Genomic DNA, 22,840 nt, shown 5'->3' on the forward strand with positions numbered 1-22,840 from the left:
TTCTTATACCATTGCTGGTTGTTCTTTTGTTTTTCCATCTTTTAACTTTTCCACGATATCTCGTGCCACCCATACGCCACAAGCACTTGCTTGAGCTAATCCTCGTGTAATTCCAGCACCATCTCCTCCAACGTATAAACCTGAAACCTCTGTCTCAAAGCGGTCGGTTAACTTTGGACGCGCAGAGTAAAACTTTGCTTCTACACCATAGAAAAGCGTATGTTCAGAAGCTAAACCTGGCGTTACATGATCCAGTGCTTCGGTCATTTCAATTAAACTCTTCATTGTATTGTAAGGGAGAACAAGTCCAAGATCTCCAGGGACTGCTTCTTTTAACGTTGGTTCTAAGAACCCTTCTTTAATACGAGTTGGCGTTGAACGGCGGCCTTTTAAAATATCACCGTACTTCTGTACGACTAAGCCTCCATTTGATAGCATGTTTGCTAGCCTTGATACTTCGTGTGCATATTCGTTTGGTTGATCAAATGGATCTGAAAATTTATGAGATACAAGCAGTGCAAAGTTCGTATTCTTACTACCTAGCTTTGGATCTTTGTACGCATGACCGTTTGCTAACATAATGCCTGAATGATTTTCAACAACTACATGCCCTGAAGGATTACTACAGAACGTTCTTACCTGCGTACCAACTGATGTATTATAAATAAATTTACCTTCATATAAGTGCTTATTAATCTCTTCCATTACAATATCCGAAGTCTCAACACGGACTCCAATATCGACTTGGTTGTTAATCATTTTTAATCGGCGTTTTTTTAATAAATCAGTCATCCATTTTGAACCATCTCGTCCTGGAGATACAACGACTTTATCAGCAGTTAGTACTTCTCCATTTTTAAGTTCAATCCCACGAACAATATGCTTTCCATCAACTTTCTCTGTAACAAAATCAGCAACTTCCGTTTTATACTGCATGTCGATGCGTTCTTTTAAATATTCATAAATACTCTTCAAAATTTCTAAGTTTTGTTCTGTCCCTAAGTGACGAACTTGTGCACGCAATAACTTTAAGCCTGCTGCGTAGCCACGTTTTTCAATTTCACGTACTTTGTCAGTTAATGGGTCCGTAATCGAATCTGTTGCCCCATGTTTTAAGTTAATTTCATCTACATATTTAATTAAATCGACAACCTGTGATTCAGGAAGATAATCTGTCATCCATCCTCCAAATTCACTTGTGATATTAAATTTCCCATCTGAATATGCGCCTGCTCCACCAAATCCATTGGTAATTGAACAAGCGGGTAAACAGCCTGCAAAATCTTTTTTGTTATTTGCCGGCGGACATTTTTCTATCTTTTTTTGAAGAATCGGACAATTTCTTCGGTAAATATCGTGTCCTTTATCAATTAACAATACTTTTGCTTCAGGTAGTTTTAGCGTTAATTCATAACAAGTAAAAATTCCAGCTGGGCCTGCTCCTACAACAATTACATCATAATTTTGATTCATCGATACATTCCCCCGTTAACCTTTTTCATTTCAATCAACCGTTTTTATTTATTATTCGGTTATCTTCTAGCCATTTGATACTATATCAAACAAAAACGCTGACGTCAACAATAAACACGAACGTTATAAAAAAAATAAAATTATAATATTCGCTTTTTACGTATACACAAAAAAGCCAGCGAATAAATAGTACCACTACTATACATTCACTGGCTCTTTTACATGCGGAATCGCAATTTCAACTTTTGTGCCTACCCCTATTTGACTTGTAAATGAAATATGCCCCTGATGCTGTTCAATAATTTGATAGCTGACCATCAGACCTAAGCCTGTTCCCGTTTGCTTCGTAGAATAGAACGGCTCACCTAAACGAGCTAGTGATTGTTCGTCTATTCCACAACCCTGATCTTCAATTGTTACTACGCCATATCCGTTTCTTTTTTCTGTTCTAACCGTTACTACACCTTTATCCATTGATTCCAATGAATTTTGAATAAGGTTTATGAATACTTGCTTTAATGCATTCTCCTCACAGAGAATTTCAATGTCTCCTTCGAGAAAGCTTTTAATTTCACTATTTTTATAATTTGCATGAGTAGTAAGCAGTAACGTTACATGATTTAAAATTTGGTGAAGGCTTTTCTTCTTAAAAGGGTGCTCGCTTTTTGGCTTTGCCAGCGTTAAAAACTCTTGAATAATTGATTCAACACGATTCAGTTCTTCTAGCATAATATCATGATAGGATTTATTATACTGCTGAGATGCATTTAATAATTGTACAAACCCTTTAACTGCAGTCAATGGGTTTCTTATTTCATGGGCTACGCCAGCTGCTAACTTGCTCACCATCATGAGCTTTTCAGACTTACTTGCCATTTCATCATACTTCTTTCGATCAGTTACATCACGAATAATATACTGAATGGCATCTTCGCCTTTAAATTTAATTTTTGTTGCAGAAGATTCAATACTAACCACTCCGCGCTTAGTTAATAACTTCACTTCAGCCCGAGGGCGAATAGACATTCCTTTCATCAGCTGATTCATTCGTTTTTTTACGATTTCTAGATGTTCTGGATGGATGAAGTGAAGCCAATATCGCCCTAGATAGTCCGCTTTTTTAGTTCCACCAAGCATACGCACACCAGCTGGGTTTATGTATTGAATCTTGCCTTCTTGGGTAACGATAAAAGCATCTTGACTCTGCTTTACAAACTGTTTGTACTGCTTCATTTTCCGGATAACTTCCTCTTGCTTTTCAAAACTAGAAGAAAATTCCTTCCACTGTACAACAAGAAGATGAGGTTGCTCTTTCATTCTCTGAATATGAATATGTATAGGCACTTGTTGGTTTATTTGCTTGTTCAGTACAACCACTTCTTCTTCACAATTATGAAGAGGAGCAATATCAGCTTTTTTAATTAAAAATTGGCTAACGTGCTGAAAGACATTGGAAGAAAGAAGTTGCTCTTTTTCTTTCTTAAATAGATGTGCACAAGCATCATTTAAAGCTTGAACTTCTCCATTAAGATCCATGATAAGCATGGGTGTTAACGACATTGAAAATAGCTGTTCATATAGCCTTTCTTGATCCATATGTTCACCTTCAGTTATTAGGATAGTAATTATAGTATAATATGGAAAAATAACATTTGGCAAAATATTTTTATTTTTCCGAACAAAAATTTTTTCCCAACCTTCGCATAAATGGAGCTCTTTCCACCCCGAAGTTTGAAAAGAGCTCTTTAGATAAACTAGCAGATGTAGCTGCACCCAATGATAACTAATAAAATAAACAGTACAAGAATTAATGCAAATGAATTTCCTGATCCACAGTGGTGGTGGTGATACCCTCCAACCGGATAGTGACATTGATCATAGCAATCATAATTATACATAGCAATCTCTCCTCATTCGTGATATTCGTTTAGCACATTGTTACTTTATGTTGTGAAAAAGCGATGTGTATGTGCGAATGCCCATTTTTATTCTCCTTTTTTTATTGGCAAATTCTTTATTCCAAGGAGTATAAAACAAAGAATCGTTATCATTACAAGAACTGCACAGTACTTCTTGATAAGTGTAAGTAGAAAGCCTACATATGGAATATGGTAAGAGTATGATCCCACTACCCTTTCACCTGGCAAGACGGTATTGGCTTCTATCACTACCAATGAATTTTGTCGAGCAACTAGTACAACTCCTTCGGTATCCATATCTTGCGATGGCTGAAAAACGACTACCGACCCGCTTGGAATTCCCGGTCCATCTTCTTGCTGTAACGTTACAGTAAATCCAAACAAAGCCGGTAATAAACTTGCAACAATAAGAGTAAAAAAAACGGCATAACACACAAGTACATACCGAAAGACGGTGAACCACACGCTTTCTTTCATAATGCAGTCACCCCTTTTAGTAATTTAATAACTAAAATGAGAAGATAATGAAATACAGCAATAGAAGAATGAGTCCAAATCCAGTGAGCATGATTTTGAGCATCTTCTCATAAAACAGCTTCATCCTCTTCACCTCTTTTACTTATAACCATTACGGATTAACGGCTATGATTCATTCTATTCAAGAAAAAGCAAGATGAAAGTTGGTCAATTGTTTTACAGCATAATTTATGAGTTTTAGCATATGTTTGGTTACGTATAGATTTCTTTTTCTACTCCGTATAACAGAGGAGCTGAACGCATGGCTAATTATTCATTTGACCAATACATTAAAAAAGCAATGAAATATGATTTCTTATCAAACTACTACAAATATAGCGATCCTTCCCGTCATATTGCTTATTACGAAAAGCATTTATACTATGTGCAACAAGCAATCTTAGCAGGGGACCATACACAAGGACCACGAGTAGCTAAACCAATGGCTAGAATTTTCCACGCTTCTCCTGATGCACCTTCCGTTGATATTTACTTGAATGGAAGACGTGTCATTCGTAATCTTACTTACAAGCAAGAAACCGAGTATTTGCCTTTAGGAGACCCAGGTCGCTATACAATTTCTGTTTATCCTGCTGGCCAAACAGAAAAACCGTTACTTACAAAGTCGTTTACGTTTGAAGGGAACCAAAAATATACGGTTGCCGCCGTAAATAATTTAAACGAGCTAGAATTGCTTTTTATCTATGATGATAGTAAAGTGCCCAGTGGAGAAACAAAGATGAGGTTTATTCACCTGTCTCCTAATGCACCAGCAGTTGACATTGCTGCCAGAGGGGGAGACGTTGTCTTTTCCGACGTTACGTTTAAGGAAATTACTAACTATCTAGGATTATCTCCAATGTTTGTACAGCTTGATGTACGAATAGCAGGAACGGATGATGTTGTTCTATCTATTCCACCTCTCAGCCTGCGTCCAAACCGAGCTTATACTGTCTATGCCGTAGGTTATGCACAAGGAAAGCCTGCATTAGAAGCCTTAATTTCACAAGATCGCTAACGCCAAAAAAGCTCTCAGTAACAAATTATTACTGAGAGCTTTTTGGCTATTCTTTCTTTGAAATTAATTTGACTTGTATATCATCATTTTCTAAGTCAAACTTTTCAACCTTCACATTAAAATCTGTTTGAAGCTCCATCTCTTGAAGAGCTACATATACCGATTCACTCTTCGGATCGATGGTCACCCATTCAGGAAGATTAAAATTATTATTAACGTAGCGAAGTACTGTTTTTACCGGAAGTTGAATTTTTCCAATTGATAGCGTTTCTTGTTCAAGAACAATATCTCCATTCTCTTGCACTTCCGGAGTAAAGGTCATTCGAATATCAATATCATCTCCAAAAACCTCAATGGTTCCATCTAGCTGCACGACATCCGTTAACGTGATGTCGTAATTAAGAGGCTGATTATTAAGCTCTCTTTTTAGATACTTATCAATAAGTATATTTAAATCTTCTTTTTTAGCTAAAATTGTTAGTTCAGCGTCCCCTTCTACGTCTCCAGACTTCAGCGGTGTTACTTCATCGACCGGTTGAAAGATAAGGCCAATGATTACAACCGCTAAGAGAAGGTTAACGCTTAGCAATCCAATAAATAACCATTTCCACTTCTTCATTTCATAAGCTCCTTACTCGTTTCCGTTCGGTTCTTCTCCCTGTGCTTTCTCTTTGTTTTGACCCAATAAAGGATCTTCTTCCTCCATTGCATGGCTAATTCGTTCCGCCATTAACTCATACCCTTTTTTATTAGGATGAAACTCGTCTTTTCCTAAGAGGTTGTCAGGAGAATCGTAAAAGATATCATCTACTTTCACATATGTTACATTTCCATAATTCATTGCCACTTGTTGACTTGCTTGGTTCCATTCATCAATTACAACATTAATCTCTTTCATATCACTTAGCGTTTTAAAAAATGGATTATAAAATCCTATTAAATAAATATGTGCATCTGGGTTTAGCTTTCGAATTCGTTGAAAGACCTCATTTAAACGTTTTTCATATTTTGATTTTTCTGATTCAAATGTTTTAATTGAAATATCATAAAAATAGTCCCTTACAACTTTCATTACGTCGTTACCACCAATTGTAACATAGATCATGTCTGCTCTTGAAACTTTGCTCGCAATTGATGGATCTTTCAGTCTTGCTAACAGCTGATCCGTACGATTACCTTTTTTGCCCAGGTTAGAAATTGTTACATTTCCCACTTCGTTTTGCTTAGCAATATACTGTTCAATAAAAGGTACGTATCCACCTTTTTTGGATTCATCTCCTATACCTTCCGTTAACGAGTCGCCTATCGCAACAGCTTCTAATTCCACAGGGAAAAAGCCCTTTGGTATTTGTTCCTTTTTTGTAAGCTGAACTTCTTTTTGATCTACAACGTCCTCTTGGTTAACAAGAAAGGTAGGCTGAGAACAGCTAGCTAAAGTGACAGAGCACACGCTTGCCACGATTATTTTTTTCCATCTTTTCATCACAACACCTACTTACTATGCTGTATTCTAGTTGTCACCTTGCTTGACTAGATTTACTATAGCGCACTTATATATCTTTATATAGTAACATACCTTGTCAAGGGCGGTCTTTTCCATGTCTATAGTATATGTAGAAAGATGGATAAGAATGTTTATTCTAAAAAAAGGTAACCATGAATTAAAATACGACTTTTAACTCATAGATACCTTCTTTTTACTTACTTAACGTTTTCATATCTTTAATAATCTCGTCATATGGAGTATCTCCTACACCACTATAAGACTTCATAACAGTGCCTTCTTTATTGATCAAATAAAAAGTTGTAGCATGAATAACTTGCGGATCTTTTTCTGGCTTTTTCACAACAGCTTTAAATTGGTCCAAAGCAAATTTTTCAATTTCTTGTTGGGTGTAACCCGTTAGAAAATGCCAATTCGAAAAATCTGCATTAAACTTAGTAGCAAACTCTTTTAATTTATCTGGTGAATCATTCTCTGGATCTACACTAAAAGAAATAAAATTAGCATCAAGTCCCTCTTCTTTCACCATTTTCTGAAGCTTAGCCATATGAGCAGTCATTGGTGGACAAACTGTTTCACAATTTGTAAAAATAAAATTAGAGACCCAAACCTTCCCCTTAAGATCGTCTAGACTAACTTTTTTATTCTCTTGATTTGTATAAGTAAAAGAATTGAGCTTCCAATTTAAAGGGTCTTTAATTTGTGATCCACAAGCTGCTAAAACAAGAATTAAAACCAAACACAGTAGCATCAGCTTTTGATTGTTGTTTTTCAATATCTTTTCCCCCAGTACGATGGTTTACGTTTTATATGCTGGTATTAAAATAGTAAACGTAGATCCTTTTCCTTTCTCACTTTCAACCGTAATTTTGCCTCTCATTTCTTCTATAATTTGATACGATACCATTAAGCCAATCCCTGTACCTTTTTCTTTTAATGAATAAAAAGCTGTTCCTAGCCTCTCCAACTCTTGTTTCGTCATTCCTTCACCGGTATCTTTAATTGCAATTTGAACTTGATTATCTTGTACATCAATAGACACAGAGAGCTTTCCACCATCTTGCATAGCTTCAATACCATTTTTCATAATGTTAAGAAGCACTTGGTTAAATTCATTTTTATTGCCTCGAACGTATGCTAACTGATTCGTTTGAATTTCAATTTCAATATTGCTTGTTAACAGTGCATATGAAGACAATAAATCAACTAAGCTCGTTACGCTTACGATGCAGTCAATAATATCTACTTCTTTTACCCCAGGTCGTGCTAAAGATAAATAATCGTTAATGATAACTTCGGCTCGGTCCATTTCGCTAATCATTAAATGAATATAACCCAACTCCGATTTTGTTAGCTTTTGGTTATCTTGAAACAGCTGTAAGAAACCTTTTACCACAGTCATTGGATTTCGAATTTCATGCGCGACAGATGCAGCTAACTGACCAATTGCATTCATCTTCTCTGCACGCTGAAGCTCCTTTTGAAGTTTCGTTCGTTCCATAATAATCTCAAGTTCATCCAGAGCTTTTTCTAAATCTCCACTAGACTCCAAGCTCGGTTGCTTTACTGCCAACTGTTCTTTTGTAGCAGCAACCTGCTGGAACAAATGCTGTAATCTTTGTGTCATTACATTAAACTGCTGGCTGATTTGACCAATTTCCGAAGCATCTTTCTGCTGTAATTTAACTTGAAAGTTACCATTACTAACTGATTTAATGCCCTCTACTAATTCTTTAAGAGGCGCCATTACCACGCGCAGCCCCCAATCTTGAATAAAAATAATGATTGTAAATAGAAAAAGAAGAGCAAAAAATAGTAATGAAAACAAACGCTGCTGATAAATTGTCATTACGCTAGCATCAACATCAATTGCCAGCATAGCAATAACTTCGCCTTTTTCGTTTAAAATAGGAGAAAAGGCAGTAATCCATGTCCCAAACTGATCCGTATATGTATCTGTTATCGCTTCTGTTTTTTCTGTTTTCGCTTTCATAAAATGGGTATAAAACTCTTTTTTTCCATAGTATATCATAGAAGGGTTAAGCTGTTGACGCACCTTTGGATTAGCAGTAACAACTATTTTAAATCCATGATTTTCATAAGGTTCTACTGTAAACAGATGACCTTGTAAATATTCTGGACTTGCCTTATAAATACGCTCAAACTGTTTCTCAATCCCTGTTCGAGCTAAAGCACTAGGTAAATCTTCTGCCTTAACAGATTGCGTGATCTCATTAGGAGATAACGTCTCTTTCCAAAGCTTTGTTGTCGTTAGTGCATTCTGAGTGAGTAACTGCTTGGTCGTTACATTTTGGAGATAGTAGCTAACCGAAGCTGTCCCAACTCCAACAATGATAACAATTAACGTGGAGAACAAAACAGTTTTGTTAAACACACTTAAATTCCGAATATAATTTCTCATGATTGCACTCCATATAGATTTTTTTCAAAATAGACAATGGTTACTTTTTAACTATTATAACATTTTTTCACCACTATTAACGTTGAAGTCTATATGATTTTCCCAATAAAAAAGTGACCTGCTCATCAGACAGATCACTTTCAGTTCATTCAGCAAAATACATAAACCCGATTGCACCAACCCCTGTATGAGTAGATATAACAGGTGTTGTCTCTTCAATTATAAAATCTTCATAGCCACAGGCAGCAATAATCGATTCTCTCAGCTTTTCAGCTAGTTCACGCCCTTCTGCATGTACTAATCCGATACCTTTAATTTGCTTTCCTGCCGTCTCTTCGACGATTTGCTTTGTCAAAAATTTCACGATTTGAGAATGACTCCTAACCTTTGCAACAGGCGTATATACCCCATCAGCAAGTGAAGCAATAGGCTTAATATTTAGTAGCGAACCAATTAACGCTTTACCTCGTCCAATTCGCCCACCTTTTATTAAATTTTCTAACGTATCGACTACAACAAATAGTGTCGTATTACGACGGATTTCATCCAAACGCTGGACAATTTCGTGCATTTCAGAACCTTGTTTAATCATATCCAGAGCTTCAAACACCTGAAAAGAGAGCGCTTTTGAGATATACATAGAATCCACTACGGTAATATTTCCATCTACCATTTTAGCAGCACTTTCTGCTGAACGTACTGTACCACTCATACCGCCTGTCATATGAATTGATAAAACATCGTATCCTTCATTCACAAGGCGCTCATATACTTCAACAAAGGCTCCAACCGCTGGCTGAGAGCTTTTTGGTAATACATCAGACCTTTTCATCTTTTCAATAAAATCACTTGGCGTTATTTCAACTCGATCTAAATATGTTTCATTATCAATATTAATCGATAACGGAACAATTTCAATACCATATTGAGCTGCTTGCTCTACGGTTAAATCTATTGTTGAATCCGTTACCACTTTAATTTTCGTCATGAGTTCACCCCTACAAAATCCTTTGCGCTCATTATAGCATTGTTCTAAACTTGGTTACAGCAATATCCTAAAGTGTTTGTTACTACGTTAGTATAATACAACTATTTCACGTAAAACATAAAAAGTTGACTACGCTGAAAAATTCAGAATAGTCAACTTTTTCTCTTCAAGCATTATGTTTTAATGCGTCAGACTTAAATAGCTGTTCATAATCTTTCCATTTCAACACACGTTTTAAATATTCTTGAAACGAGTAGGTTTGTTTCGGCATAGATTTCTTCATAATATCCGTTATCAAAGCATTTAATTTTACAGAGATTATAAACCGAAATGTGCTATCTTCCTCCAATACTGGAATATCAATAATTTTTACCTTTTGACCATTCTCATGTTTAAATTCAAGGCTTTTCAATAGCAAGGCGATCAACCCTCTTTTTACCCGTTTCTTTTATTATACATGGTAAACTAATTACTTGTCTTTTCATTTTTACTTTATTTTTAGAAAAAATGTCTCATGGACATCATATTCGACGTACAATGAGACATTCCTTTGTCATACCGCTAATTTATTACAGGCTATGCCATCAATTTTAAATAAATAAATGGAACAAGCTACTTTCTTTATTAATTTCCGTATAAGGAAATCCTTTTTTATCCATTCGGCTAATTAATGGATAATAATCTTCTTTATGTTTTAATTCGATACCCACCAACGCTGGACCGCTATCTTTGTTATTTTTCTTTGTATACTCAAATCGTGAAATGTCATCGTTTGGCCCAAGCACTTCGTCTAAAAATTCCCGTAGTGCTCCTGCTCTCTGAGGGAAGTTCACAATAAAATAATGCTGCAAACCTTCATACATCATGGAACGCTCTTTGATTTCTTGCATACGACCAATGTCGTTGTTTCCTCCACTAATAACGCACACTACTGTTTTTCCTTTGATTTGTTCACGATAAGAGTCTAAAGCAGCGATGGAAAGTGCACCGGCAGGCTCTGCAATAATTGCATTTTCATTATAAAGGGATAGAATGGTTGTACAGACTTTCCCTTCAGGAACAATAACGATATCATCAACCACTTCTCGGCTAATCTCGTAAGATACGCTACCAACGGTCTTTACGGCTGCCCCATCTACAAATGGATCAATAGACTCAAGCGTTACAACTTCCCCTCTATCAAAAGACGTTTGCATTCCAGCTGCTCCAGCAGGCTCTACGCCAATAACTGCTGTTTTAGGAGAGATACTTTTCACATAGGTCCCTACGCCTGAAATTAGACCGCCTCCCCCAATACTTCCAAACACATAGTCTATTTCATCTTCACAATCATTAAACATTTCAACAGCAACCGTTCCTTGTCCTGCAATTACATCAACGTCATTAAAAGGGTGAATAAACGTTCTCTTTTCTTCTTCACTGCACTGGATCGCTGTTTCATAGGAATCATCGAACGTATCACCTGTTAAAACAATCTTTACATTATCTCTCCCTAAAAATTTAACTTGGTTGACCTTCTGTCGGGGAGTAGTGCTAGGCATAAAGATTTTGCCATCAATGTTCAAATGGCGACAAGCGTAAGCCACACCCTGTGCGTGATTACCGGCACTTGCACATGCAATTCCATGCTCTAACTCCTGCTTCGTCAATTGCTTAATACGATTATACGCTCCTCGAATTTTAAATGAACGAACGACTTGCAGATCTTCACGCTTCAAATACACGTTACATTCATAACGTTCAGAAAGCACATCATTGCGCTGTAGTGGTGTATGTACAACAACATCTTTAATCATTTGATTCGCAATCATGATGTCCTCTAACTGTACATGTTTTGTTCGATTATCTACTTGTTGTTTCATAACCAACTTCCTTCCTCTTCCTACCTTTTTTTAATTTGTACATTATATCACATAAAATTTAGAAAAATCATTATTTTTAGTTAATCTTTTGATTTTTTTTAATCAGCATATTTTCAGCAGGATAGTAAACAGTAAAAAAGAAAGATAGAAAGCTGGTGAGTAACATGGAGTATACGTTAAAAAGCATTGATAGTGCCATTCCTTGTGAAGTAACTGTTGATGATGATAATGGACGATACATGCTAAGAAATGCAGATACAAGCGGGGAAGTGTTCAATTCAGCTTCTGAGCTTACGCAATGGGTCCAAAAACACTGGAATGAGAAACAATTTGTTAATCCAGAAGAATTTAGACAATTAGTTCATCATTTGCAGGAATATATTGAACAAAAAAAGCGTCTCACTTAAGAGACGCTTTTTGATTGCATTTGATGATGATTGTTTAAAGCTTGAATAATCTGCTCACGAACTTCATGGTGAATCACGTTTGGATTACTTTCTGCATCTAGATGCGTTGTAATTGCAGGTAAAACTCGTATGGTTACATCTGCTTTTTGGAACCCAACTTTAGACTGTTCCATAATTTTCGATGTTCCTTGGATAGCAACAGGGACAATTGGTACCTTAGCATCTAGCGCAATCCTTATACTTCCTTTTTTAAACTCACCAATTCCTTCGCCTTTACTTCGTGTCCCCTCTGGAAAAATGACCATTGAATGACCTTCTTCGAGTAAGCAAACACTATCTTTTAAAGCTTGAACCGATGCTCTGCGATTAGCTCGATCAATGAACACACAGTCCATTACTTCCATCCACCTTGCAACAAGCGGAATTTTTTTTACTTCAATTTTTGAAAAGAAGCCGAATGGCTTTTCTATAAAACCAAGTAAAACGGGAACATCAAAGTTGCCTTCATGATTACTTACAAACAGAACTGGCCCCTTGGGAATGTTGGATTTTCCAGTTATTTCAACATTGGCTCCAGCAATTTTTACAAGAGTGCGCGCCCAGTGTTTAGGGATCTGATGCTGTTCTTGTCTTTTACGCTCATTACTCCACTCAGTTGGCAGCCGCTTCATTTTAGATAGAGTAGGTAAGCTGAAAATAAGATACGTAAAAAAGTAGATAAAAAACACAATCATTCGAATCATTTTCATTCTATTTCTCCCAATAAACATACTGACTTGCTGTGGGTAGTTATTTCATTATGAACGTTCATAAACTGTGAAGTAGTAAACATAGGGATTCTTTTCATCCTTAACACCTTGCTTTTTGGATACTTCTTTCCAAACTGATGAATCAATTTCAGGAAAGTATGTATCTCCTTCAAACGCCTCTTCTATATGAGTAACGTATAAACGAGTCGCCACATTCATAGTTTGCTCATATACTGTTGCTCCACCAATTACAAAAAGCTCACTTTCCTCTTCAAGAGAAATAAGATCGTCAACAGAGTGAATAACTTTTACACCTTCATGATGATAGTCTTTATTCCCTGTTAAAATAACGTTGCGTCGGTTTGGAAGAGGCTTGCCAATTGATTCAAACGTTTTACGTCCCATTACAATTGTGTGGCCCGTTGTGGTTTGCTTGAAATACTGTAAGTCAGCTGGCAAACGCCAAGGTAAATCATTTTCTTTCCCAATTAGGCGGTTGTTGTCCATCGCTACAATTAACGAAATCATACGCTAACCGCTCCTTTAATATGAGGATGCGGATCATACTCAACGAGCTCGAAGTCTTCAAATTTAAAGTCAAAGATAGATTTGACTTCTGGGTTAATCTTCATTTTTGGTAGGGAACGAGGTTCACGCGTTAACTGTAGGTTTACTTGTTCAAGGTGATTTGTATAAATATGAGCATCCCCAAACGTATGAACAAAATCACCTGGTTCTAAATCGCACACTTGAGCAACCATCATTGTCAGAAGGGCATAGGATGCAATATTAAAAGGTACGCCTAAAAAAATATCAGCTGAGCGTTGGTATAGCTGACAAGATAATTTACCATCTGCTACGTAGAATTGAAATAAGCAGTGGCATGGCGGAAGCGCCATGTTATCAACATCCGCAACGTTCCACGCACTTACCATCAACCTTCTTGAATCTGGGTTATTTTTAATTTGATGAATAACATTTGTTATTTGATCAATGGTACTTCCTTCTGGTGTTGGCCAAGAGCGCCACTGGTGACCATAAACAGGGCCTAATTCTCCATTTTCATCAGCCCATTCATTCCAAATACGTACGCCGTTATCTTGTAAATATTTGATGTTTGTATCACCGCTTAAAAACCATAATAATTCATGAATAATTGATTTTAAATGAAGCTTTTTAGTTGTTAAAGCAGGAAACCCTTCTTGAAGGTTAAATCGCATTTGGTAACCAAATGTACTAATTGTTCCTGTTCCTGTCCGATCTTCTTTTTTCGTTCCATGTTTCAGTACATGTTCACATAAGTCGAGATATTGTTTCACTTCCGACACTTCCTTTTTCAAAAGTCTTTCTCTATTGTATAGGCGATTTTTTCTCATGTCTATGAGAAAGTGCAGGGTTTCTTATAGAAAAAAGCCAAGACATAGCTAACTGATTCCTTCGTGGAGACAATTCATCCCGTTTCTAAACGATATAGTTTTTAAAACATGTTCGCTCCATTGTTACAAACACTGTCTTTTAAAATTTGTTCCTACTCAACAAAAAATCCGAGCTATAAAAAGTAGTTAACTTTAAATAGCTCGGATAAATCATTAGCTGAAACGTTTATATCCCAGCCTCTTTTCATCAATTAAATACGATTGTGCGATTACCGTAAACTAAAATCCGATCTTCTAAATGCCATTTTACCGCTCTTGCTAAGACGGTACGCTCAATTAAGCGCCCTTTTTTCTTCAGTTCTTCCGCATCATCTCGGTGATTTACTCGTTCGATATCTTGTTCAATAATCGGTCCTTCGTCTAGATCATCCGTTACATAATGCGAAGTAGCACCGATTAGCTTAACACCACGCTTGTACGCTCGCTCGTATGGCTTTGCACCGATAAAAGCAGGTAAAAACGAATGATGAATATTAATGATACGATATGGATTTTCGGCTACAAATGTCGGCGTTAAAATCTGCATATAACGCGCTAAGATAATTAAATCTATGTTATAGTCCTTTAATAATTGAAGCTGCTGTGCTTCCGCTTCAGCACGAATTTCTTTTGTTGCAGGAATGTGATAGAACGGAATTCCAAAAGATTCAACGACTTCACGCGCATCTTCATGATTACTAACAACTACGGCAATGTCACTCATTAAGTCGCCGCTTTCCCAAGCCCATAGTAGTTCTAATAAACAATGTAACTCTTTTGACACAAAGACCGCCGTTCGCTTTAAGCGATGTGCGTACGTAAACTTCGCTTCCATTGAAAAGGATTCTGCAATTGATTGGAAAGCTTCTTCCATTGCTGGTCCTTTTTCATCCAAACGGTCGCATTCAAATTCAAAACGAATAAAAAATGTTCCACCTTCTGGATTAGTTGAATGCTGACTAGACTCTACAATATTTGCTCCTTGTTCAAATAAAAACGTAGAGACAGCCGACACAATTCCAGGTTGGTCTGAACAGCTAATTAACAACCGCCCTCTATTTTTATACTTCTCTTTGTATGATGTTACGTGTTGCTCAATATGCGATTTCATAAAGTTCCCTCTCTCTTTGAATGTACAGACTATTCTATCATTATAATGAAAGTTTACCGATTATCAAGCGTCATTCTTATTTTTAGAGTAAGGATTCGCTTCTTCTTCATGCTGAAGCTCTGCTAATTTCGCGTAATGAGGCTTCATACTATCCATAATATCTCGATAGACTGGCAGGATTTTTTTATATACTTTCACATTTTCAGCAATCGGCTCTAAGTGTGTAGTTTTTCCAACCATCTTTTCTACCACATTGACGGATTCAACCTCACCGATTGCATAGAGACCTAGTACGGCTGCGCCAAGACAAGAGCTTTCAAAACTTTCCGGAATTCTTACTTCTGCATTAAAAATATCAGCCATCATTTGCTTCCATACTTCAGAACGAGCAAATCCACCTGAAGCTTTAATTTCACGAGCAGGTCCAAGTAGTTCTTCAAGAGGCTCTAACACTGTATATAGATTGTACATAATTCCTTCCAACACCGCACGGATCATGTGCTCTTTACCATGATGAAGAGATAGCCCGCTGAATGAACCCCTTGCGTCTGCATCCCATAAAGGAGCCCGTTCTCCTGATAAGTAAGGGTGAAAAATAAGCCCTTCAGCTCCAGGCCGAATTGTATCGGCCATTTTCGTAAGTAAATCATATACATTCACATCTAAACGCTCAGCAACTGCAGATTCACTTTTGGCCAATTCGTCTTTTGCCCATCGTAAAATCATTCCACCGTTATTAATAGGGCCTCCTACGACCCATAAGTCATCGGTAAATGCATAACAAAATGTTCGACCTTCTTTATCTAGAACAGGCTTTTTTGTAACCGTTCGAATTGCCCCACTTGTGCCAATTGTAATGGCAATCTCACCTTGATCGATAGCATCTAAGCCTAAGTTAGATAATACGCCATCGCTTGCCCCTATTACAAAAGGAGTATCCTCATTAATTTTAAGCGTATGAGCGATTTCACTTTTAATTCCTTTGCTCACATGTGTTGCTGGCACAATAGTAGATAGTTGAACAGAAGAGATTTCTGCATTTGTTAACGCAACTTCATCCCATTGTTTTGTTTCTAAATTAAGCATCCCTGTTGCAGAAGCAATGGAGTAATCCACTATATACTCATCAAATAATTTATGGAATATATATTCTTTAATTGAAATAAATTTAGCTGTTTTTTCAAAGATTTCGGGGTGCTCATGCTTTAACCATTTAATCTTAACAAGAGGTGACATAGGATGAAGAGGCATACCCGTTCGCTTGTATAGTTCCATTCGTTGATTACAAAGCTTATCTGCATATGTAGCCGCTCGCTTATCAGCCCACGTTATACAATTTGTAAGTGGCTCACCACTTTCATCAACAGCAATAAGGCTATGCATCGCGCTGCTAAAAGATACAACTTTTAAATCTTCTTTATTTACCTTTCCCTTTGCCACTACTTTCTTAATTGTTGATAGGACAGCTGCAAAAATCTCATCTGGCTTCTGTTCAGCTGTTAGGGCATCCGGCGTATGAAGAGGATACCCAACATGATGTGACTCCTTCACTTTTCCATCAGCAGTAAATAAAACCGACTTTGTTGTTGTTGTTCCAATATCAACACCTATCATATATGTTGTCACGTTACTTAACACCAACCTTTTCTCTCTGCGTTCTTTATTTATGAGGTTTTCCTAAAATGATTTAAACCATGCTTCCGCACATGAATTACACACTACTCTTTTTACCTGATGCCTTGCATTTAAAACATATAGCATTAGATCTAACAACCCAAAAATGTAAAAGTAAACACTTCTATTCATAAGGTACACCTGCTACAGTCTAAATCTTTGCGACCTATACCGTAACTTCATTCTATATAATTTAACAGGAACATAGGTTATATTGTGTAAGCGTTATCATTAAAAGGAGGGGTTAAATTGGAGGTTGTTATAAAAAAGAAATTGCCGAATTGGCTAAACAAAAAACGATGGAAAATTACCATGACAATATTTATTGTGTTTCTGCTACTTGCAGTCATAACAGGGGTATACTTCTATTGGTTTCTACATAAAAGCTTGCCACAAACTGAAGGAAAAATAGAAATTAATGGGTTAAAAGCGGAAGTAAGCGTTTATCGTGATGCAGCAGGAACTCCTCATATTGAAGCAAAAAATCAACATGATCTCTTCTTGGCTCAAGGATATGTAACAGCGCAAGATCGCATCTTTCAAATGGATTTAAGCAGAAGACAAGCTTCAGGTATGCTAAGTGAAGTTGTGGGAAAACAAGCACTTGAACGAGATAAATTTTTTCGAACATTAGGATTAAGAAGAGCTGCTGAAAAATCAATAGCGCTTTATTCAGAAGAGGCAATAAGTGCGCTTCACTCCTATACTGAGGGAGTAAATCAATTTATTAAAGAAGCCAAAGCAAACAATACGCTACCAGTCGAATTTACCATTCTTGGCTATGAACCAACGGAATGGTCCGAACTGGATTCCTTAACAATTGGTAAATATATGGCATTCGATCTTGGTGGTCATTGGGAAGGCCAGGCATTTCGTCATTACTTACTTCAGAACTTCTCAGAAGACAAGGCTCTGGAGCTTTTTCCAAGCTATCCAAAAGACGGGCCTATCATTATTAATTCAGTAAAAAACTCTACGCTTAATATAGAGAAAAGTTTTGCTAAGGCCGTTGTTCCCCATGAATTTAATGGAAGTAATAACTGGGTCATAAGTGGAGAAAAATCTGCATCAGGCTTTCCAATTTTAGCTGATGATCCTCACCTTGGTTTAGCCACACCAGCTATTTGGTATGAAACTCACCTCCGTTCCCCAGAAGTTAACGTCAGTGGTGTTATTTTCGCAGGTATTCCAGGCATTATTCTTGGGCGTAATGACACTATAGCATGGGGCGTAACAAACGTTGGACCAGATGTACAAGATCTTTATATTGAAAAGCGTAACCCTGAAAACAAACACGAATTCTTGTATAAAGACAAATGGGAACCTGCAGAAGTTATAACAGAAACCATTCCAGTTAAAGATGAGAAAGCTGTAAACTATGAAGTTGTGATAACAAGACACGGCCCTATATTGTCTGAATTTGCTCATTACGAAGAAGCTAACACAGCTCTTTCAATGAGATGGACTGCACTAGATCCTTCCGCAGAGCTCGAAGCTGTTTTGAAATTCAGCAAAGCAAAAAATTGGGAGGAATTCAAAGATACCTTAGAATATTTTCATACGCCAGCCCAAAATTTTGTTTTTGCCTCTACTGATGGAACGATTGCATATCGTGCAAATGGCTTAATACCGATTCGGAAAAAAGGAGATAGTTTACTACCTGTTCCTGGTTGGACAGATGAGTATGAATGGAATGGCTACATCCCTTGGGATAAGCTGCCTACTATTGTCAATCCCGAGAAAGGTTATATATCAACAGCAAATAACAAAATAGCTGGGAGTGAGTATCCTTATCACCTCTCCAACATATGGGCACAACCGTATCGTCAGCAACGAATTCAAGATGTGCTAGAATCCAAAGAAAAATTAAATGCTAAGGATATGATGCATCTACAACTTGACCATTACAACCTCCAAGCGGAAGAGTTTACACCAATTTTATTAGAACACCTTGATACCTCTACCTTAAGAGAGATAGATAAAGAAGCTCTTAAGACCTTGGAAGACTGGAATTTTACAGATGACACCGAGCTAGCTGCACCTCTACTCTTCCATTTTTGGATGGAAGAAATAGCAAATGTTTTATTTAATGAAGAGATTAGTGATGACATGCTAAAACTGTTCACTGGAAAAGCCCAAGTAGTTGATCAACTCTTACGACAAGCACATGAAGGGAAAGAAGGAATATGGATGGCTGAAAACGGCGGTTTGCCAAACGTGCTACAAAAATCTCTAAAGAATGCCGTCAATCGTGCTAGTTCGTTTCAAGGAGAAACACCTGCTAATTGGAAATGGGGCGAAGTTCATGCGGTCAAGTTTACTCATCCATTATCATCCGTTAAGCCTTTGCATCTTCTTTTTAATGCAAAAGGCTCGGTTCCAATGAGAGGAAGCCGCGTGACCGTTGGAGCTGCTGGTTGGAATAGTGAAACGGGAGAAGTGAACCACGGAGCATCTTGGAGAACGGTCGTGGACATGAAAAACCCTTTGGAGAGCTACAATATCGTTGGTCCCGGTCAGTCAGGTCATGTAATGAGTCCTTGGTATCTTGACCAAATGAATGATTGGACTGAAGGAGCTTATCATATGACATGGATGAGTGAGAAATACCGTGAAGCCGCAGATTTGCTGATATTAGTACCACAGAATTAGGGCTTATACTAAAGAAAAAGAATTTTAGAAATATAATAAATAGCCGATGTAGAAAGTGTGTTGATTTCTACATCGGCTTTAGCATTTTAGGATAGTCAATTTTTTTAGGGCTTACGAAAATTACAATTATCCTTCCTGCTTATCTAGTAACCAATAGCACCTTGGCTGTTAGACTTGCTTTATAGCTGCCACTTCATGAAGCGCATTCTTTACCTCTCCATGTTCACTTGCATGTGGTCGATCTTCACCGTCATTGTACCCGTAATCGAACATACGATTTCGGTTTAATGCAAGCTTAGTCACAGATGGACGAAGTAAATCAAATAGCTCAAAGCGTTCTTTAAGCTCTGGAAATTGCTTTTGATATTGAAGTATTTCACTTCTAACACTATTCCAAAATTGATATTCACTTATTTCTTCTTTATTTTCAAGCACTTTCGCTAGATAACGGAAGTGACAAATAAACAAGCCTGTTAAGATAAATTGTGTTAAGCCAGCTGGTTTTTCGCTCCGCAATACGGCTTTTAATTCGGGCGTTAAACTTTGTAATTCTTTAAATGGCTGATCACTAATGTTTACATCATCAACAAAATCTTTCATAATAATGCGGACAGGCTTACCTTCTTTTAAAACAAGAACTGTATTTTGACCATGAGGTGAGAACACCGTTCCATATTGATAGAGGTAATGTAATAACGGTGGAAGAGTTGCGCTCATTAACGCTTCTATCCACTGGGAAGCAGATAAGCCAGACTGCTGTATATAAGAGGAGACCAATGCTTTCCCCTTAGAATCCACATGCAAGAGTGCTGCTAGGGTAATAGCTTTCTCTCCTTCTTCTAACTCCTGATAAATACTTTCTCTCCACACGACGCCAAGCATTTCTAAATATTGATAAGGAGCATCTTTTATTGCAGCAAATGTCGGATGGTCTACATTTAAAGTGGCTACTTCCCCTAATAATCCCACTTTACATATATCTCGCAAGAATGAATCATTGTCGCGAATGTCTTTTATATGCTTTGTTACCTGAGGTGCAATAACCGTCCGTTCACTCGGAAGCCCTCGATAGACAAGCGTATTTAAAATACTCATTGGTAACTTTACATGATACTTATTACGATTTGTTGTATTAACAAATGTTCGAATCGACTGTTGTGGAAGGTAATAATCATCTCCTTCACCCAGTGGTATTATGAGATTTTCTGCTAAATATTGTGCATATAAAGGAATAATCATATTATTCCACTGCCATTCATGAACAGGTAGATAATAATAATCTGCTGGCTGCAAGCCTTTTTCCTTCAATTGGCTCTCAAATACTTCTACCGTCTTTTCACCTAGCTCTTGTTCCATTACTTGTTGAAACTTAAGAGGGATCAATGAATGGAACGAGCTCACTGTTTTCGAAACGGCAATCCATGATAACTGAATCTCTTGTTTTTGTTCAGGAGCAAATTTCATATAATCACTATAACTAAAACCAATTCGTCCTTTGTTATATGTAATCCAAGGGTGTCCCGTCATTTCACCTTCAAGCTCTGCATAATCAAGGTTTGCTAGTTCATCGGCACTAAGACGTTCTTGCAAGTGAAGATCAGCAACAAGGGTATGCATATATTCTTTAGCTAAATGTCCTGCTGTTGAAAAAGACATTTCATTAAAATCAGACAGACTGATTAATAGCTGTAGTGCTCTCGAAGAGGAAATTGTCATATTATTTTCTTCTATATAAATTGTTTCTTCTAACACTTCGTAACTATCAAATAGACGTTTTTTCGCTTCAAATCGATAAGTAATTCCACGAGGATCTTTCCATTCATACCATGAACTGTTCCCATTTGCTTTTACCTCGTCTGGAGTAATAATGTTTTCATACATAAACTCCTCTAACATTTTAGCAAGCAATTGATTATTTGCCTTATCCCAGCGCTCTTTTGTAAATGCTGTTAAATTCGTATCTGTTATTTTCATCCTTTATTCTCCTTTATCGATTTATAGATTGTTAACCTCTGCTGAGCCATAATAAATGATAGAACTGCTATCAGCAGTACTATGCCACCACCAATAAGAGGAATATGAAGCTTGCCATTTTGAACAAGTATTAGTGCAAGTAGCGGCGCAAAGAGCAAACCTACATTCTGTGCCGTTAACATCCAACTATAATAAGAAACTGTCTCCGTATTGCTTTGCTTAAAAAGATAAAGATCAATAAGTAGGAGACTAATGTAGAATCCTATTCCATATAAACATCTGCTGATTATAAAAAGAACTAGCGATGATGTAAAAGCTTGTATGATTAAGACGACTGAGCTAAATGCCAATACTCCATATAATACATACATCATATTAAAGCGATCGAACATTCCTGGAGGGAGCATAAACTTTAGCACAATCGCCATTACGCTTGGCATCACGTAAAGCATTGCATTTAACCATTCATCGATTCCATATTCATTTGAAACAAAAACCGTAAAGTATGGCCTTACCATATTGTGAGCGACATGGAAAAGAAAAACGGCCAGCAAATAGCCAATTAGGCGTGTTGGAAAGGATGTGCGAATAACCCGCCTGTTGTCCTTGGCTTTTTTAGATCCACTAAACCCTTTGGCAAAAATAGCGGCAAAAATCAAATCAGTGCACGCAAATAGCTTATAAATTAAAAGCGGCATTTCCCATGAAATGACGAAGCTTCCAGCCAGACTTGCAACAATTATTCCACCGTGCAATGCCAAGAGATAAGTTGCTGCTTTTTTCTCTTTATTTTCACTTGTGCTTACCAGGTGTGGATACAGTAAATATAGGCAGCTTTGAAATACAAGTAGTAGAAGTGAAAAAGATAAGAACATGAAAAAGCTGTTGCTTTCGCTCAACATTAGTTTGCAAATACCTATGCTAATAAGCGCATACACGCTTACTTTTTCAACCTCCCACTTTTTTAAAAGAATCCCCCAAATCGGAGTCATAATAATAGCAACCATTCGACAACAAATAATAAATAAGGATGTCGCCTGTAAGCCATCAACCTGAAAGAACTCTGTGAAAAATTGGGGATAGAAAGGTGACAAGAGAACTTCCGACACCACTGTCATAAACAAGCACGTAAATATAATCCACGAGCGACTCATTT

General features: G+C 37.1%; 21 protein-coding genes. 3 read left to right on the forward strand and 18 right to left on the reverse strand.

The features are described from left to right. Nucleotides 1-3: 3 nt before the first annotated feature. From EPL02_RS14665 to EPL02_RS14680, 4 genes are all read right to left on the reverse strand, one after another. The gene (locus EPL02_RS14665) at nucleotides 4-1,473 is read right to left on the reverse strand and encodes an NAD(P)/FAD-dependent oxidoreductase (RefSeq protein WP_094913205.1); all 1,470 of its coding nucleotides are present in this window, start codon (nucleotides 1,471-1,473) and stop codon (nucleotides 4-6) included. 198 nt (nucleotides 1,474-1,671) lie between these two features. Next, nucleotides 1,672-3,069 (reverse strand): ATP-binding protein, encoded by a 1,398-nt coding sequence (locus EPL02_RS14670; protein ID WP_094913206.1) that lies wholly within the window; start codon nucleotides 3,067-3,069, stop codon nucleotides 1,672-1,674. Nucleotides 3,070-3,227: 158 nt separating this feature from the next. Continuing rightward, the gene (locus EPL02_RS14675) at nucleotides 3,228-3,371 is read right to left on the reverse strand and encodes a YjcZ family sporulation protein (RefSeq protein WP_094913207.1); all 144 of its coding nucleotides are present in this window, start codon (nucleotides 3,369-3,371) and stop codon (nucleotides 3,228-3,230) included. 87 nt (nucleotides 3,372-3,458) lie between these two features. Continuing rightward, nucleotides 3,459-3,869 carry a hypothetical protein gene (locus EPL02_RS14680; protein ID WP_094913208.1) on the reverse strand — a complete coding sequence of 137 codons (411 nt, stop codon included), beginning with the start codon at nucleotides 3,867-3,869 and terminating at the stop codon, nucleotides 3,459-3,461. Nucleotides 3,870-4,170: 301 nt separating this feature from the next. On the opposite strand from EPL02_RS14680, the gene EPL02_RS14685 reads away from it, so the two are divergent. Next, on the forward strand, nucleotides 4,171-4,926 hold the full coding sequence (locus tag EPL02_RS14685; protein WP_094913209.1) for a DUF4397 domain-containing protein: 756 nt from the start codon (nucleotides 4,171-4,173) through the stop codon (nucleotides 4,924-4,926). Between the two features lie 46 nt (nucleotides 4,927-4,972). Here the strand turns inward: EPL02_RS14685 and EPL02_RS14690 are convergent, their stop codons facing one another. From EPL02_RS14690 to ilvA, 7 genes are all read right to left on the reverse strand, one after another. Then, nucleotides 4,973-5,545, reverse strand: a complete 573-nt coding sequence (locus EPL02_RS14690) for a YpmS family protein (RefSeq protein WP_094913210.1) — start codon at nucleotides 5,543-5,545, stop codon at nucleotides 4,973-4,975. 12 nt (nucleotides 5,546-5,557) lie between these two features. Further along, the gene (locus EPL02_RS14695; RefSeq protein WP_131888118.1) at nucleotides 5,558-6,409 is read right to left on the reverse strand and encodes a GDSL-type esterase/lipase family protein; all 852 of its coding nucleotides are present in this window, start codon (nucleotides 6,407-6,409) and stop codon (nucleotides 5,558-5,560) included. A 214-nt stretch (nucleotides 6,410-6,623) separates the two neighbouring features. After that, a complete protein-coding gene (locus EPL02_RS14700; RefSeq protein ID WP_131888487.1) occupies nucleotides 6,624-7,181 on the reverse strand; it encodes an SCO family protein in 558 nt (185 codons plus the stop codon). A 48-nt stretch (nucleotides 7,182-7,229) separates the two neighbouring features. Beyond that, entirely contained in the window at nucleotides 7,230-8,852 is a 1,623-nt protein-coding gene (locus EPL02_RS14705) for an ATP-binding protein (RefSeq protein ID WP_131888119.1), read from the reverse strand. A gap of 145 nt (nucleotides 8,853-8,997) precedes the next feature. Further along, nucleotides 8,998-9,840 carry a DegV family protein gene (locus EPL02_RS14710; RefSeq protein ID WP_094913213.1) on the reverse strand — a complete coding sequence of 281 codons (843 nt, stop codon included), beginning with the start codon at nucleotides 9,838-9,840 and terminating at the stop codon, nucleotides 8,998-9,000. 166 nt (nucleotides 9,841-10,006) lie between these two features. Next, entirely contained in the window at nucleotides 10,007-10,258 is a 252-nt protein-coding gene (locus EPL02_RS14715; RefSeq protein WP_094913214.1) for a DUF2535 family protein, read from the reverse strand. A gap of 172 nt (nucleotides 10,259-10,430) precedes the next feature. Further along, a complete protein-coding gene (gene ilvA / locus EPL02_RS14720; RefSeq protein ID WP_094913215.1) occupies nucleotides 10,431-11,702 on the reverse strand; it encodes a threonine ammonia-lyase IlvA in 1,272 nt (423 codons plus the stop codon). 164 nt (nucleotides 11,703-11,866) lie between these two features. Here ilvA and EPL02_RS14725 point away from each other — a divergent pair, with 164 nt between their 5' ends. Next, complete coding sequence (locus tag EPL02_RS14725) at nucleotides 11,867-12,109, forward strand: hypothetical protein (protein ID WP_094913216.1); 243 nt, start codon at nucleotides 11,867-11,869, stop codon at nucleotides 12,107-12,109. Here EPL02_RS14725 and EPL02_RS14730 read toward each other — a convergent pair. The 5 genes from EPL02_RS14730 to gntK form a co-directional block, all read right to left on the reverse strand. Next, complete coding sequence (locus EPL02_RS14730; RefSeq protein ID WP_286175454.1) at nucleotides 12,106-12,858, reverse strand: lysophospholipid acyltransferase family protein; 753 nt, start codon at nucleotides 12,856-12,858, stop codon at nucleotides 12,106-12,108. The genes EPL02_RS14725 and EPL02_RS14730 overlap by 4 nt on opposite strands. A 48-nt stretch (nucleotides 12,859-12,906) precedes the next feature. Further along, nucleotides 12,907-13,386 carry a dihydrofolate reductase gene (locus EPL02_RS14735; RefSeq protein ID WP_131888120.1) on the reverse strand — a complete coding sequence of 160 codons (480 nt, stop codon included), beginning with the start codon at nucleotides 13,384-13,386 and terminating at the stop codon, nucleotides 12,907-12,909. Next, nucleotides 13,383-14,177 carry a thymidylate synthase gene (locus tag EPL02_RS14740; RefSeq protein WP_094913218.1) on the reverse strand — a complete coding sequence of 265 codons (795 nt, stop codon included), beginning with the start codon at nucleotides 14,175-14,177 and terminating at the stop codon, nucleotides 13,383-13,385. Before EPL02_RS14740 ends, EPL02_RS14735 begins: the two co-directional genes overlap by 4 nt. Nucleotides 14,178-14,481: 304 nt before the next feature. Beyond that, nucleotides 14,482-15,384: a formyltetrahydrofolate deformylase gene (gene purU, locus EPL02_RS14745; protein WP_094913219.1), complete on the reverse strand. Its 903-nt coding sequence runs from the start codon at nucleotides 15,382-15,384 to the stop codon at nucleotides 14,482-14,484. 63 nt (nucleotides 15,385-15,447) lie between these two features. Further along, nucleotides 15,448-16,998, reverse strand: a complete 1,551-nt coding sequence (gntK, locus tag EPL02_RS14750; RefSeq protein ID WP_131888489.1) for a gluconokinase — start codon at nucleotides 16,996-16,998, stop codon at nucleotides 15,448-15,450. A 309-nt stretch (nucleotides 16,999-17,307) separates the two neighbouring features. Here gntK and EPL02_RS14755 point away from each other — a divergent pair, with 309 nt between their 5' ends. Then, nucleotides 17,308-19,710: a penicillin acylase family protein gene (locus EPL02_RS14755; RefSeq protein ID WP_483295835.1), complete on the forward strand. Its 2,403-nt coding sequence runs from the start codon at nucleotides 17,308-17,310 to the stop codon at nucleotides 19,708-19,710. A gap of 168 nt (nucleotides 19,711-19,878) precedes the next feature. On the opposite strand, the gene EPL02_RS14760 is transcribed toward EPL02_RS14755, so the two are convergent. Both EPL02_RS14760 and EPL02_RS14765 read right to left on the reverse strand, forming a co-directional pair. Then, nucleotides 19,879-21,684: an IucA/IucC family protein gene (locus tag EPL02_RS14760; protein WP_131888121.1), complete on the reverse strand. Its 1,806-nt coding sequence runs from the start codon at nucleotides 21,682-21,684 to the stop codon at nucleotides 19,879-19,881. After that, complete coding sequence (locus tag EPL02_RS14765) at nucleotides 21,681-22,838, reverse strand: MFS transporter (RefSeq protein WP_131888122.1); 1,158 nt, start codon at nucleotides 22,836-22,838, stop codon at nucleotides 21,681-21,683. Before EPL02_RS14765 ends, EPL02_RS14760 begins: the two co-directional genes overlap by 4 nt. Nucleotides 22,839-22,840 lie beyond the last annotated feature (2 nt).

This window comes from Bacillus sp. CBEL-1 (genome assembly GCF_004348885.1).
Classification (GTDB): Bacteria; Bacillota; Bacilli; order Bacillales; family Bacillaceae_H; genus Priestia; species Priestia aryabhattai_A.